At 58.4% G+C, this 13485-nt stretch carries 12 protein-coding genes and 1 pseudogene; 4 read left to right on the top strand and 9 right to left on the bottom strand.

What is annotated here, in order from left to right; genetic code table 11:
* Window positions 1-84 precede the first annotated feature (84 nt).
* The gene (locus tag RGU44_RS16370; RefSeq protein WP_322182159.1) at window positions 85-432 is read left to right on the top strand and encodes a hypothetical protein; all 348 of its coding nucleotides are present in this window, start codon (window positions 85-87) and stop codon (window positions 430-432) included.
* Window positions 433-546: 114 nt separating this feature from the next.
* Complete coding sequence (locus tag RGU44_RS16365) at window positions 547-1308, top strand: YdcF family protein (RefSeq protein ID WP_322182157.1); 762 nt, start codon at window positions 547-549, stop codon at window positions 1306-1308.
* A 97-nt stretch (window positions 1309-1405) separates the two neighbouring features.
* Here RGU44_RS16365 and lnt read toward each other — a convergent pair whose 3' ends face one another.
* The 5 genes from lnt to miaB all read right to left on the bottom strand — a co-directional run bounded on the left by lnt (window position 1406) and on the right by miaB (window position 6869).
* Complete coding sequence (gene lnt, locus RGU44_RS16360) at window positions 1406-2926, bottom strand: apolipoprotein N-acyltransferase (RefSeq protein WP_322182155.1); 1521 nt, start codon at window positions 2924-2926, stop codon at window positions 1406-1408.
* Window positions 2927-2935: 9 nt separating this feature from the next.
* Window positions 2936-3775, bottom strand: a complete 840-nt coding sequence (locus RGU44_RS16355) for an HlyC/CorC family transporter (RefSeq protein WP_219062670.1) — start codon at window positions 3773-3775, stop codon at window positions 2936-2938.
* A gap of 5 nt (window positions 3776-3780) precedes the next feature.
* Window positions 3781-4281 (bottom strand): rRNA maturation RNase YbeY, encoded by a 501-nt coding sequence (gene ybeY, locus RGU44_RS16350; RefSeq protein ID WP_322182152.1) that lies wholly within the window; start codon window positions 4279-4281, stop codon window positions 3781-3783.
* Window positions 4274-5296, bottom strand: coding sequence for a PhoH family protein (locus RGU44_RS16345; RefSeq protein ID WP_322218104.1), 1023 nt, complete (start codon window positions 5294-5296; stop codon window positions 4274-4276). The genes ybeY and RGU44_RS16345 overlap by 8 nt, the downstream gene beginning before the upstream one ends.
* Window positions 5297-5540: 244 nt before the next feature.
* On the bottom strand, window positions 5541-6869 hold the full coding sequence (gene miaB / locus RGU44_RS16340; protein WP_322182148.1) for a tRNA (N6-isopentenyl adenosine(37)-C2)-methylthiotransferase MiaB: 1329 nt from the start codon (window positions 6867-6869) through the stop codon (window positions 5541-5543).
* A gap of 131 nt (window positions 6870-7000) precedes the next feature.
* Here miaB and RGU44_RS16335 point away from each other — a divergent pair, with 131 nt between their 5' ends.
* Window positions 7001-7327, top strand: a complete 327-nt coding sequence (locus RGU44_RS16335; protein ID WP_322182146.1) for a DUF1820 family protein — start codon at window positions 7001-7003, stop codon at window positions 7325-7327.
* Between the two features lie 35 nt (window positions 7328-7362).
* Here RGU44_RS16335 and RGU44_RS16330 read toward each other — a convergent pair whose 3' ends face one another.
* The 4 genes from RGU44_RS16330 to RGU44_RS16315 all read right to left on the bottom strand — a co-directional run bounded on the left by RGU44_RS16330 (window position 7363) and on the right by RGU44_RS16315 (window position 10989).
* A complete protein-coding gene (locus RGU44_RS16330; RefSeq protein WP_322218100.1) occupies window positions 7363-7911 on the bottom strand; it encodes a tetratricopeptide repeat protein in 549 nt (182 codons plus the stop codon).
* A 286-nt stretch (window positions 7912-8197) separates the two neighbouring features.
* Window positions 8198-9481: a glutamate-1-semialdehyde 2,1-aminomutase gene (hemL, locus tag RGU44_RS16325; RefSeq protein ID WP_322182142.1), complete on the bottom strand. Its 1284-nt coding sequence runs from the start codon at window positions 9479-9481 to the stop codon at window positions 8198-8200.
* Window positions 9482-9523: 42 nt separating this feature from the next.
* The gene (thiE, locus tag RGU44_RS16320) at window positions 9524-10150 is read right to left on the bottom strand and encodes a thiamine phosphate synthase (RefSeq protein WP_322182139.1); all 627 of its coding nucleotides are present in this window, start codon (window positions 10148-10150) and stop codon (window positions 9524-9526) included.
* Between the two features lie 41 nt (window positions 10151-10191).
* Complete coding sequence (locus RGU44_RS16315; protein WP_322182137.1) at window positions 10192-10989, bottom strand: hydroxymethylpyrimidine/phosphomethylpyrimidine kinase; 798 nt, start codon at window positions 10987-10989, stop codon at window positions 10192-10194.
* 401 nt (window positions 10990-11390) lie between these two features.
* Here RGU44_RS16315 and RGU44_RS16310 point away from each other — a divergent pair.
* A pseudogene (locus RGU44_RS16310) lies at window positions 11391-13343 on the top strand (7TM diverse intracellular signaling domain-containing protein); the annotation flags it as partial.
* Window positions 13344-13485 lie beyond the last annotated feature (142 nt).

The following is a 13485-nucleotide window of genomic DNA, read 5'->3' as shown; positions in this document are numbered from 1 at the left end:
TTGGTCGCGGCACCGGGCTGAATCGGAGAGCAGCGCTAAGCTGTTGAATGAGGGTGCATGTTTTATCTTCAATGAGGTGAGCGGATGGCAGAGTTGCAGCAAACAGCAGTAAAACCCGAGCTATACGACCGCTTGATTAATCGTCTGGGGATCGCTCTGGATGTGGCCAAAACAGCAGTTTGGCTTCGTGATGAAGTACCTGTTGATCTGGAATTACGTGGTCTGAGTCTTGCTGAATTCGAGTTGATCGAAGCCTATCTGGACTCGGGCGCTTTTGGTTTTAAGGCTGATGATGTGTGGAGGAGTTCTTCTCCTGCACCGGAGCTTGAAGGGTCGATTTCGACGCCGCGTCGTTCAGCCGAGGTCATCTGGTTGAAGGATAAAAAGCGCGACAAGGTTTCGACAAAGGTTAAATCGTTGTCTTTCAGGTGATTGTGATAGTCAGCAACCGTTACACGTTAGCCTGCGCAGGCTGCGGGCCTGCTTGATAAGCATTGTTGCTTAGCGTTATTCCTTCTAGGCTTTGAGCATCTCTGGAGATGCTCAATGCCTATTCGATACTTGCTCAAACAATTGCTCCTGCCGCCGGGCATTCTTTTGCTCCTGCTTTTGCTTGCCTGGTGGTTTCGTCGTTCTCGCCCGCGCCTCGCCGGGCTGTTCTTCGTTCTGGGTTTTGTCGGGTTGTGGGTGATGAGCCTGCCGATTGCCGTGGAGTGGGCGGCGCGCGGGCTTGAGCAAGAGCCACCGTTGGCGCAAGCCCAATGGGCGACCCTTGGGCAACAGGCCGATGCCATTGTTGTGTTGGGTTCCGGGCGTGAGCGCAAAGACCTTACGTGGGGCAGCGACATCCCTACCGGCCTGGCACTTGAACGCATGCGCTTTGCTGCACGTTTGTCGAAAGACTCAGGGCTGCCGATTTTGACCACCGGCGGCCTGCACTACGACGAACCGCCAAGTGAAGCGGCGATCATGGCGGACTCGTTGCAAAATGACTTTGGCGTTACGGTGCGCTGGCAAGAAGGGCTCAGCCGGACCACGTGGGAAAACGCCACGATGACCGCTGCGGTGTTGCAACCGTTGGGGATCAAACGGGTGGTGCTGGTGACCCAGGCCTGGCACATGCCAAGGGCGCGCTGGAGTTTCGAACAGGCTGGTTTTACGGTGATCAGTGCGCCAGTGGGGTTTGTTGGCGTAGACAATGCCCGGCCGTTCAAAGGCTGGCTGCCAGAGAGCAAAGCGGTTTGGCAGAGTGGGTTGTTGCTCAATGAGGCGGTGGGTTTGTTGATGTATCCGTTGGTGTATCGGTAGGGCTGGATGTGCTTCTGGTCCGGCCTGGCCATGACGACGCCTTCGCGGATGAATCTACTCCCACAGCGCAGTTCGGCTGTGGGAGCACCGTAGAGCGTTAGACTGTCTTGGCAATCCGACCGGCCAACAAGGCCCAGCCAAACAGGAATACACAGAAAATCGTCAACGGCCACGAACGCCAGCGCAGGTAGGGCGTCAGTTCGTGCATCGGCACTACGTCGCCATACAAAATCCCCTGCTGGAACTGCGGGATGGTCGCGGTGATCTTGCCGAACGGGTTGATTAGTCCACTCACGCCGTTGTTGGTGGCGCGGATCATCCAGCGCCCAGCCTCAAGTGCTCGCATCTGCGCCATCTGCAAATGCTGCAGTGGGCCGATTGAGGTGCCGAACCACGTGTCATTACTGACGGTCAGCAGCAATTCGCTTTGGGCGGCCAGGCCAGCGGCGAACTCGGGGTAGACCACTTCGTAGCAGATGTACGGTGCGATTTGGTAGCCCTTGGCTTGCAGCAGCGCCTGATCGCTTGGTCCGCGAGCAAAGTCCGACATCGGCAGATTGAAGAAGGTGATCAGTCCGCGCAGAAGGTCCTGCAAGGGTACATATTCACCAAACGGCACCAGCTTCTGCTTCAGGTACGTACCGTCACCCTCGCCGGCCACGGTGATCGCGTTGTAGTAGTGGTACTCGCCGTGTCCGCCTCGCTGGCGAAGCGGCACGCCGGTGATCAGTGCAGAGTCGCGATCAGCCGCAAATCTGCCCAGCATTGTAAGGAAGCCTTCCGCCGACTCCTTCAGCACCGGAATCGCAGTCTCTGGCCAGATGATCAGGTCCGCACGTCTGGAACGGAACGTCATGTCGCGGTAGAGGGCCAATTGTGCGTTTAACTGCGCCGGGTCCCACTTCATGCTTTGTTCAACGTTGCCCTGAATCGCTGCAACGCTCAATGGTGGGCCCGCCGGTGAGGTCCATTCGTGGTTTTTCAGGGCAAGGCTCAGTGCCCATGGTGCCAATAACAGCAGCACGCCAGCACCGAGAAACGCTTTGCGCGCCCGCAGCCGTGGCAGGTTGCACAGCAGGGCGGCGGTCAGCGCCAGGGTAAAGGAGACCAGCCACATACCGCCCATCGGGGCAAGGCCGGACAGAGGGCCGTCAAGCTGGCTGTAGCCGGAGTAAAGCCAAGGGAATCCGGTCAGGAACCAGCCGCGAAAGGCTTCCTGGGCCAGCCACAGCGCGGCGAAGGCCAGGGCATCGGCCAGCGGCGCTTCATTGCGCCGAATCCAGCGCGTCCAGATCCAGGCGGGCAGGGCGAAGAACAGGGCGATGGCTGCGATGAACGCCAGCATCAGAAAACCGGCCAGCAGCGCCGACGCTTCGCCATAGGTGTGGATGCTGACGTAGATCCAGCTGGTGCCTGCGCCGAACAAGCCGAAGCCATAGCACCAGCCACGGCCCAAGGCCTGGCGGGGATTCACTTCACGCAAACCAAGGTAAAAAACGACCAGTGATACGAGGGCCAATGGCCAGATATCAAAAGGCGCCAGGGCCAGGGTGGTAATCGCGCCGGCCGCCATGGCCAGCAGGTTACCGGGCCAGCCGGGGCGGGTGATCCAGCGCATTTACATTCCTTAGCGGGAGATGGGACTCAAGCGTAACAAGTGGATGCGACGGCTGTCGGCATTGAGGATACGGAAGCGATACGCACCGATTTCCGTGGTTTCATTGCGCTTTGGCAAGTGACCGAACGCACTCATCACCAGACCGCCAACCGTATCGAATTCATCGTCGGAGAACTCGCTGTCGAAGAACTCGTTGAAGCTGTCGATGGGGGTCAGGGCCTTGACCAGGAAGTCGCCGCTGGGCAGCGGTTTGATATAGCTGTCTTCCTCGACATCGTGTTCGTCCTCGATATCGCCGACGATCTGTTCCAACACGTCTTCGATGGTCACCAGACCGGCCACGCCGCCGTATTCGTCGATGACGATGGCCATGTGGTTGTGGTTGGCGCGGAACTCACGCAGCAGCACGTTCAGACGCTTGGACTCAGGCACGAACGTCGCCGGGCGCAGCAGGTTGGTGATGCTTTCGTTTTCGCCGTTTTCCTTGAGGATCAGCGGCAGCAAGTCCTTGGCGAGCAACACCCCGAGAACGTCATCGTGGCTTTCGCCGATCACCGGATAGCGCGAGTGCGCGGCGTCGATGACGGCTGGGAGAAACTCACGAGGGGTCTGGGTCGCCTTGATGCTGATCATCTGCGAACGCGGCACCATGATGTCGCGCACTTGCAGGTCAGCCACTTGAATGGCGCCTTCGACGATGGCCAGCGCTTCGCTGTCCAATAGCTTGTTCTGGTGGGCTTCGCGCAGGAGTTCAAGCAGCTCCTGGCGGTTTTTCGGCTCGTGGGCAAAAGCTTGGGTGATTTTCCCCAGCCATGACTTTTGCCCGGTGCTCGATCGGTCTTCGCTCATAGCCCTTACTCGTGGTCCTTGCTGGTTGTCTCTGGATGATGATGGTCAGTGGTTTCGTCGTCGGCGTAAGGATCGGGGTAGCCCAGTTCCTCAAGCAACGTTCGTTCCAGTGCTTCCATTTCTTCGGCTTCGGCATCGTCTATGTGGTCGTAACCCAGCAGATGCAGGCAGCCGTGAATGACGAGATGCGCCCAGTGGGCGTCGAGTGTCTTGCCCTGTTCGGCCGCTTCGCGAACCACCACAGGTACACAAATCACCAGATCGCCGAGCAGCGGAATATCCAGGAACTCGTCAGGCACATCGGCGGGAAAGGACAACACGTTGGTCGCGTAGTCCTTGTGGCGCCAGGTGTGATTGAGTTCGCGGCCTTCAGCTTCGTCGACCAGGCGAATGGTCAGCTCCGAATCAGCGCTGCGTTGACGTAATGCCAGTTCACACCATTGGCGGAACTGGTTTTCGTTAGGGGCAGGCGCTTCACTGGCAAGTTGCAGGTCCAGCTCAAGCATCGCGGCGATTGCCCCTGTTGGAGGAGGCTCTGGCCGGCGGCTCGTCGCTGAAGCGATCTTCGAAGCGCTCATAGGCCTCGACAATGCGCTGCACCAACGGGTGGCGTACCACATCCTTGGGCTTGAAGTGGGTGAAGCTGATGCCCGGCACGTCTTTCAACACATCGATGACATGGTTCAGACCCGACTTGGTGCCCTTGGGCAAGTCGACCTGAGTGATGTCGCCGGTGATGACGGCCGTGGAGCCGAAGCCGATGCGGGTCAGGAACATCTTCATCTGTTCGACGGTGGTGTTCTGGCTTTCGTCGAGAATGATGAAGCAGTTATTGAGCGTGCGACCGCGCATGTAGGCCAGCGGCGCAACTTCGATCACCTGACGTTCGATCAGCTTGGCGACGTATTCGAAACCGAGCATTTCATACAGCGCGTCATACAACGGGCGCAGGTACGGGTCGATTTTCTGTGCCAGATCGCCGGGCAGGAAGCCGAGCTTTTCGCCCGCTTCGACCGCCGGGCGCACCAGCAGGATGCGTCGAATCTGCTCGCGCTCCAGTGCGTCCACCGCGCAGGCAACCGCAAGATAAGTCTTGCCTGTACCTGCAGGGCCGATGCCGAAGTTGATGTCGTTGCTCAGAATCTCTTTGACGTAACGCTGCTGATTCAAGCCGCGCGGGCGAATCATGCCCTTTTTCGTGCGCAAGGCTACGCCGACTTCGGCAGCAGGGTGGTTGTCCAGTTCGTCTACGCCCGATTCCTGGAGGAACAGGTGAACCATGTCTGGCGACAGATCCGTACCTTGGGTTTCCCGGTACAGACGGCGCAGCAGGTTTTCGGCAGAAGTGGTGTGTTTAAGTTCGCCAATCAATTCGAATTGATTACCGCGATTGCGGATTTCGATATCCAGGCGTTGTTCGATCAAGCGCAAATGCTCGTCGAGCTGCCCGCACAGATTTGCGAAGCGATGGGCCTCAAAAGGTTCGAGGATGAAACGATGAGGTGCTATGGGTGCGTTCAAGGTCGTTTTTAGCCGCCCTATGGCAATGGAGATGGGATCAAGGATAACCCCACTCACTTAGGTACGAAAGCTCTGACTTACTAATGGTGGTTGGGTCGATTAACGCGCACCGCAAAACTATAGGACCGGGCTTGCCCGCGATCAGCTGCGAAGCAGTCGCAGATTCGTTGAACTCACCACCGCCGGAAGGTCGTACCGACCTTGTCGCAGGCAAGCCAGCGCCTACAAAGTTGTGTGCGTCGGCTTATTGCAACAATGACCCCCGTAGCGAGTGCGGCTGTGCGTCGTCGATATAGACGTCGGCGAACTGACCGATCAGCTTGGGATTGTCGCAGCGGAAGTTGACGATTCGATTATTCTCGGTGCGACCCTGCAACTCGCCAGGGTCTTTTTTCGAGTAATCGGTCACCAGGATTCGCTGAGTACTGCCCACCATCTGTCGGCTGATCTCGAAACCCTGCTGATTCAGGCGATGCTGCAAGGCTGCCAGGCGCTGTTTTTTCAGCGTTTCAGGGGTTTCATCTTTCAAGTCGGCCGCAGGCGTACCCGGTCGTGGGCTGTAGACGAAGGAAAACGAAAAGTCGAAACCCACGTCTTCGATCAGCTTCATGGTCTGCTCGAAATCTTTTTCGGTCTCGCCAGGGAAGCCGACGATGAAGTCCGAACTGATGCTGATGCCCGGTACCGCGGCCCGCAATTTGCGCAGCTTGGATTTGTATTCGAGGGTGGTGTGATTGCGCTTCATCGCCGACAAAATCCTGTCGGAGCCCGATTGCACCGGCAAGTGCAGGTGTTTGACCAGCTCGGGCACTTCAGCGTGGGCCAGGATCAGGCTGTCGGAAAATTCCAGCGGGTGCGAGGTGGTGTAGCGAATACGGTCGATGCCGTCGATTGCCGCGACCACTCGGATCAACTCGGCCAGATCGGCCACGCGCCCGTCGTGCATCGCGCCACGATAGCCGTTGACGTTCTGCCCCAGAAGCGTCACTTCTCGCACGCCGTTTTCGGCCAGGTGCATGACTTCGGCAACAACCCCATCGAACGGACGGCTGACTTCTTCGCCTCGGGTGTAGGGCACCACGCAGAAGGTGCAGTATTTGCTGCAACCTTCCATTACCGACACATAGGCACTCGGTCCATCGACGCGAGGCTCGGGCAGGTGGTCGAATTTTTCGATTTCCGGGAACGACACATCGACCTGAGGCAGGCGTGTGGTGCGCGCGGCGTCGATCATTTCCGGCAAACGGTGCAGGGTCTGTGGGCCGAAGACCACATCCACGTAGGGCGCGCGATCACGAATCGCTGCGCCTTCCTGGCTGGCCACGCAACCGCCGACGGCGATCACCATGTCCGGTTTGGCCAGTTTCAGTTCGCGCCAACGGCCTAGCTGGGAGTAAACCCGGTCCTGGGCACGTTCGCGGATCGAGCAGGTATTGAGCAGGATGACGTCGGCATCTTCTGCGCGAGCAGTGACTTCCAGGGCTTGATGTTCGCCCAGCAGATCGACCATGCGCGAGCTGTCGTACTCGTTCATTTGGCAACCGTGGGTTTCGATATAAAGCTTCTTGGCCATGCGTGATCATCAGGTGATTCGAAGAACCGCACATTATAGTGGCGCCGGCCTTCGGTTCCTAGCGTTGCCTGTCCAGTGGACATGCTATAGTTTGCGCCCTCTTTTATATCCCCCGATTGTTACCTGCCGTTATGACCAAACGTGATGCTCCAATTTACAAGGTGATTTTCCTCAACCAGGGCCAGGTGTTCGAAATGTACGCCAAGCAAATCTATCAAAGCGATTTGTGGGGTTTTCTGGAGGTGGAAGAGTTCGTCTTTGGCGAGCGCACGACCGTGGTCGTGGACCCGAGCGAAGAGAAACTCAAGGCTCAGTTCGAAGGTGTGGTGCGCAGTTTCGTGCCGATGCATTCGATTGTGCGCATTGATGAGGTCGAGCGCATGGGCACGGCGAAGATCAGCGAGGCCCGGGGCACCAGCAATGTAATGCCATTCCCGATGCCGATGCCGGACAAGTAAGAGGCGGTTCAGGGTTCAAGGATTGAATCAGTGACTCAGGGCAATGGCGCGAACGGCGTACGACCTTCCGCTGATTGCAACTCCAGCAGGTAATTGCGGAAAATCTGTCCCAGTACCTGGGTTGCGATTTCCAGCTCATCGCGCTGCATCTGTGCAGATACTTCATCGGCCGTATCCAGCGCGTCCTCGGCACCATTGACCGCCGCCATCTTCAGCACGATATAAGCCTGAATGTTATTGGCTTGTACGCCTTCGCCCCGATAAAACATCAAACCCAGCCGGTATTGCGCCTGGGCATGGCCTTGCAGCGAGGCCTGCTCAAAGTAGTTCAGTGCCTGGGTGAGATCACGCGGTGCGTTTTTGCCGTCGTAGTAAAACTCGCCCAACTCGAATTGTGCTTGTGCATCCCCGGCTTGCGCAGCTTTTTGGCATGCCGCCAACGCCTCAGGCAGATTATCTGGCTGGGTATTGAGGGTGCAACGACCCACCGCTGGGATTAACAACGAGTTGCCGCCTGCATTCGCCAGCAGGGGATGAAGAAGCAACAGGCAGCCCAAAGCAAGGGCCCGGCCGGTGCGGTTCATGGGAATCGACTTGCCTCTGAAAAGGTGCGGGCGTACCCGTCCAGCGGAACGTGCTGGCGGCACATTATGAAATAAGCAGGGCCAACCTTACAAAGTCTTTACAGCTTTTCTGCTGCGCGGGCTTGATGTGCCTGATTTTGCGAGGGAAAAGGCCGATCAAGCCCCCATAAATCCCCTTGTAGGAGCGCGCTTGCCCCCGATCGACCGTGAAACGGTCGAAAACCGGTATCAAGATTCTTCCAGAAAACCGCGTTTTGGCAGCTCCTACAGGAGATTGGCTGAGGCATTATTTCAATGCGGCAAACGCTTTTTCAGCAGCATCGAGGGTCAGTTGCAGTTCAGTGTCGCCGTGGGCGATGGAGGTGAAGCCGGCCTCGAATGCGCTCGGTGCCAGGTATACACCGCCTTCGAGCATCAGGTGGAAGAAGCGCTTGAAGCGCTCGGCATCGCTGGTCATCACGTCCTTGAAGGTGACGATGTCGTCAGCACCGCTGAAGTACAGGCCAAACATGCCGCCCGCCTGAGTGGTCACGAACGGAATGCCTGCAGCGTTGGCGCGTTGTTGCAGGCCATCGAGCAGGCGGCTGGTGAAGCTGCTGAGTTCGTCATGGAAGCCTGGACGGCTGATCAGGCGCAAAGTCGCCAGACCTGCAGCCATGGCCAGCGGGTTGCCTGACAGAGTGCCCGCCTGATAGACCGGGCCCAGCGGCGCGATGTGCGACATGATTTCGCGTTTGCCGCCAAAACAGCCGACCGGCATACCGCCACCGATGATCTTGCCGAAGGTGCTCAGGTCCGGCTTCACGCCGTAAAACGCTTGCGCGCCGCCCAGTGCAACACGGAACCCGGTCATCACTTCGTCGAAAATCAGGACCACGCCATGTTTGTCGCAGAGCCTGCGCAAGCCTTCGAGGAAACCCGGCGCTGGCGGTACGCAGTTCATGTTGCCGGCGACCGGCTCGACGATGATGCACGCCACTTCCTGGCCGACTTCGTTGAGCAGTTGCTCGACCGCGTCGATATCGTTGAAGGGGGCGGTCAGCGTGTGTTTGGCGAACGCAGCGGGGACGCCCGCCGAGCTTGGAACGCCTTGGGTCAGCGCGCCGGAGCCGGCCTTGACCAGCAGGCTGTCGGAGTGACCGTGGTAACAGCCTTCAAATTTGATGATGCTGTCGCGGCCAGTGAAACCTCGGGCCAGACGAATCGCGCTCATGGTCGCTTCGGTGCCGGAGCTGACCATGCGCACCATTTCCATCGACGGCACGATGGCGCAGACCAGATCGGCCATCTCGGTTTCCATGGCCGTTGGGGCACCGTAGGACAAGCCGTGTTCCAGTTGCTTGCGCACGGCATCAAGCACGTCCGGGTGGCTGTGGCCGAGAATCATCGGGCCCCAGGAGCCGACGTAATCAACATAACGCTTATCGTCTTCGTCGGTCACGTAGGCGCCGACAGCGTGCTTGAAGAACAACGGCGTGCCGCCCACGCTTTTGAAGGCACGAACCGGCGAGTTGACACCGCCAGGGATGTGTTTTTGGGCGTTGGCGAACAGGATTTCAGAACGGGACATGGTCGGGTCTCTATTTGAATCGGAAAAAGGTCTGAATCGGCGTCAGGCGGTTTTGAACAAAGCGTTGAATGCGCGGGCGCGTCGGGTGACTTCCTGGGTGTTGTCCGCGCCGAACAGGCCGTGGACCACCGCCAGCAGGTCGGCACCGTGGGCCACCAGTGGCGCGGCATTCTCCAGGGTGATTCCGCCAATGACCGCAATCGGCAGATGGAGGCGGGCGCGAGCCTGGTCCAGCAGATCAAGGGTTGCAGTGGGCGCGCCGGGTTTGGTGTTGGAATTGAAGAAACGCCCGAACGCGACGTAGCTGGCGCCGTCGGCTTTGGCTTTTTCAGCCAGCTCCAGTTGGCCATGGCAGGTCGCGCCGATGATCGCTTTGTGCCGTAACAGGGCACGTGCAACCGGCATCGAGCCGTCAGTCTGGCCCAAATGCACGCCGACGCCGAGGCGCGCAGCCAGCTCGGCATCATCGTTGATGATGAGTTTGGTGTTGTAGCGCTCGCACAGCCTGAGCAGGGTGTCGGCTTCGCGCAAACGACGGGTTTCGTCGGTGCTTTTGTCGCGGTACTGCAACAGAGTGACGCCGCCCTCAAGGGCGGCCTCGACGTAAGACAGGAACTTGCCAGCCAGCAGTTGGCTGTCGGTAATGGCGTACAAGCCACGTAGTTTCATCGGTCAAACCTCATGGCGCGGCATTACGGGCAAACAGGGTCTTACGAGCAGAAATCAAGGGGCAGACGTCGCGGCACGTATTGGCCTTTGCCCAACTGCTCGGCATCGCGCAACGTACGCCAAGTATAGGTGAGCGCCGTTTGCACGGCGCTCACCAGATGTTCCCCCAATGCCAGGCGTCCGGCCAGTGCACTGGCCAATGTGCAGCCAGAACCGTGGTAGCTGCCGGGCAGGCGTTGGCAGGTGAACGTACGGGTTTCGCCGTTGCGGATGTACAGGCGGTTGTGGATAAGTTCTTCGTCACCGTGACCGCCAGTGATCAGCAGGTGCTGGCAAAAGGGCAGAAGCTTTTCCGCGCATTCATCGGCGGTGCCTTCGGGCAGTTCGGCAAGGATGCGCGCTTCAGGCAAGTTTGGGGTCGCGATGGTGGCCAGTGGCAGCAGTCGTTCGCGCATGGCGTAACCGACTTCGTCCTTGCCCAGACGACCGCCACCGCCGGCACGCAGCACCGGGTCGCAGACCAGGGGTAAATGCGGATGCGCCAGGAGCAGTTCGACAACGGTGTCGACCATCTCCAGCGAGCCGAGCATGCCCAGCTTGACGGCGGCCACGGTCGAGTCGTTGAGCACGGCGTTGGCTTGTGCCAACACCCACTCGCGGTCCAGGACCCGGAAATTGCTGACATTGACGGTGTCTTGCACGGTCAGGGCGGTGATTGCCGGTGCGGCATGGCAGCCTTGAGCGAGAAGGGCTTCGATATCTGCCTGCAGGCCGGCACCACCACTAGGATCGTGGCCGGAGAGACAGAGGACAACGGGGCGGGAGCTATAGGTATTCATGGTGCGCGAGCTTACCACCAAACTTTTTCCGGAGCCGCTAGCCGGTGTCGGATTTTTCATACAGCTGAACCGGACCGTCGCTTGTTTGAATGGCTCGAATACGTCGACGGTTGCGCGCGTATTCTCCTGAAAGGCCCGGAATAGAGCCTTTTGTTTAATTAAAAGAGTGGTGCCTCATGGTCATTCACCGCTATGCTCACGCCAGCCTCACCGAGGCAACAGTGCCTTCAGTTGCGGACGACTAAGCACATTTGCAAAAAACACCGTCTCACGCACAATGGACCGCGGGTATGAAGCCGTGCCTTGACGTGTTCAATACTAATAACAGGACCTGCAGGTTGACGGTGTCTCACAGGGAGAGGGGGCTTTGCGATCAGCCGGACAGGCCATGCTGGGGTTGTATGCGCTATTTGCTGATAATGCTGGTCGCCTGGGTGCCTCTTTTTGCCAGCGCCATTGAGTTTGACGAGGATACCGGTACCTTGCCTTTAGGGCGGGCGGTGCAGGTGTTCGAAGATGTAACGGGCGAGGCGACCATCGATGAGGTCAGCGCTCCGGCCACGGCTGCGCTCTTTCGTGGGCTGGATGCCGACACCCTCAATGCGGGCTATTCACGTTCGGCGTTCTGGCTGAAGCTGGACCTGCAGTTTCGCCCCAAACGTCCAGACGTTCAGCGGGATTGGCTGCTGGAGCTGGCCTATCCACCCATGGACCACGTCGACCTCTTCACCGCCGACGCTTCCGGTCGCTTTCGGGTGGCTTGGCAGACTGGGGATATGCTGCCTTTCTCCAGTCGCCAGATTGAACAGAATAACTACCTCTTTGCACTCGACCTGCCGGCCAATCAAGTGCAGACGGTGTACCTGCGCCTGACCAGCCAAGGCTCGATCCAGGCGCCACTCGCCCTCTGGTCCAGCCACGCCTATATCGCAGCGCAACCTGCGCGCATCTATGTGTTGGGTCTGATTTACGGCATGTTGCTGGGGATGTTGGTCTACAACCTGTTCATCTACCTCAGCGTGCGCGACACCAGTTACCTGTACTACATCCTTTATATCGCCTCGTTCGGGCTGTATCAGATTTCGGTGAATGGCGCGGGCATCGAGTTCTTGTGGCCGAACAATCCGTGGTGGGCGAATGCGGCAACCCCGTTTCTGGTGGGCGCGTCGGTGTTATTCGCCAGTCAGTTCTCTCGGCACTTTTTACAGACGCCCGTCTGGGGCCGCTGGCTTGATCGCTTGCTCGTGTTGATGATAGCTTTTGCCTCGGTGGTCATGGTCCTGGCGGTGGCTACCGGCTACGGTTTGGCGCTGCGACTGGCAACGGCATTGGTGCTGCTGTTTACCCTGGTGATGGTCGCCACCGGCATCACTGCCTGGCTGCACGGGTTGCGTGTTGCGCGCTACTTCGTCATTGCCTGGTCGGTGTTTCTCACCGGAGGCCTGATCAATGCGTTCATGCTGCTCGGCTATTTGCCCAATAACTTCCTGACCATGTATTCCAGTCAGATCGGCTCGGTACTGGAAGTGGCGCTGCTGTCGCTGGCCTTGGCTGACCGAATCAACATGATGCGGGATCAACAGGCGCAGACCCTCTTTGAAGCGGGGCAAAGCCTTGAACGTTTGAATCAGCAGTTGGCCACCAGTAACCGGTTGAAGGACGAGTTTCTTGCCACGCTCACCCATGAGCTGCGTACGCCAATGAATGGGGTGATCGGTTCGTTGGAATTGATGCAAACGGTACCGATGGACAGCGAACTGACGTTCTATCAACAGACCGCTGCCGACTCTGCCCAAGACATGATGGGTATGATCAATGGGATTTTGACGTTGACTGAATTGCAGGCCGGCAGGCTTTGCGCGGTAAATAGCCCCTTCAGTTTGCGTCAATTGCTCTCCAGCGTGCATGGCCAGTACGCCAGCCTGGCAGAGGATAGGCACCTGGATTTCGCCATTGAACTGGATGAGCAGCTGCCTGATAACGTGCTCGGCGATGTCGGCAAATTGCAGCAATGCGTCGGGTGCCTGCTGGATAACGCGATAAAATTCACCAAGACTGGGGCGATCATGGTTCGGGTGACGGGTCAGTCTGACGATGTGGCAACCCTGAGCTTGTTGATTGAAGTGATCGACACCGGCATTGGTTTTCATCGGCTGGATGAGGCGACCTTGTATCAGACTTTTTTCCAAGTCGATGGCTCCATAACCCGCGAATACGGTGGCTTGGGCATTGGCCTGGCGATCTGCCGGCAATTGGTCGAGCGGATGGGCGGCCGTTTGAGTCATGAGTCCGAGCCGGGGCGGGGCAGCTGCTTCAGGCTCCGGGTTGAACTTCAGCGCGAAGTAGAGGCGCCGCAGTGCGGATCAGCAGTTATTCACGGCCAGTGGTGAGCAAGTTGAGATGAATTGCAGGGTGAAAGCGCCGGCATTTAGTCGGATATGTCACTTTTTATAGGGTTGTGTGCGTGATTCACTGAGTTTCATGGGCGTGTCCTTT

This window comes from Pseudomonas sp. 5C2, from assembly GCF_034314155.1.
Lineage (GTDB): Bacteria > Pseudomonadota > Gammaproteobacteria > Pseudomonadales > Pseudomonadaceae > Aquipseudomonas.
The sequence above is the reverse complement of the archived record's forward strand: the minus strand, read 5'-3'. Positions and strand labels throughout refer to the sequence as shown.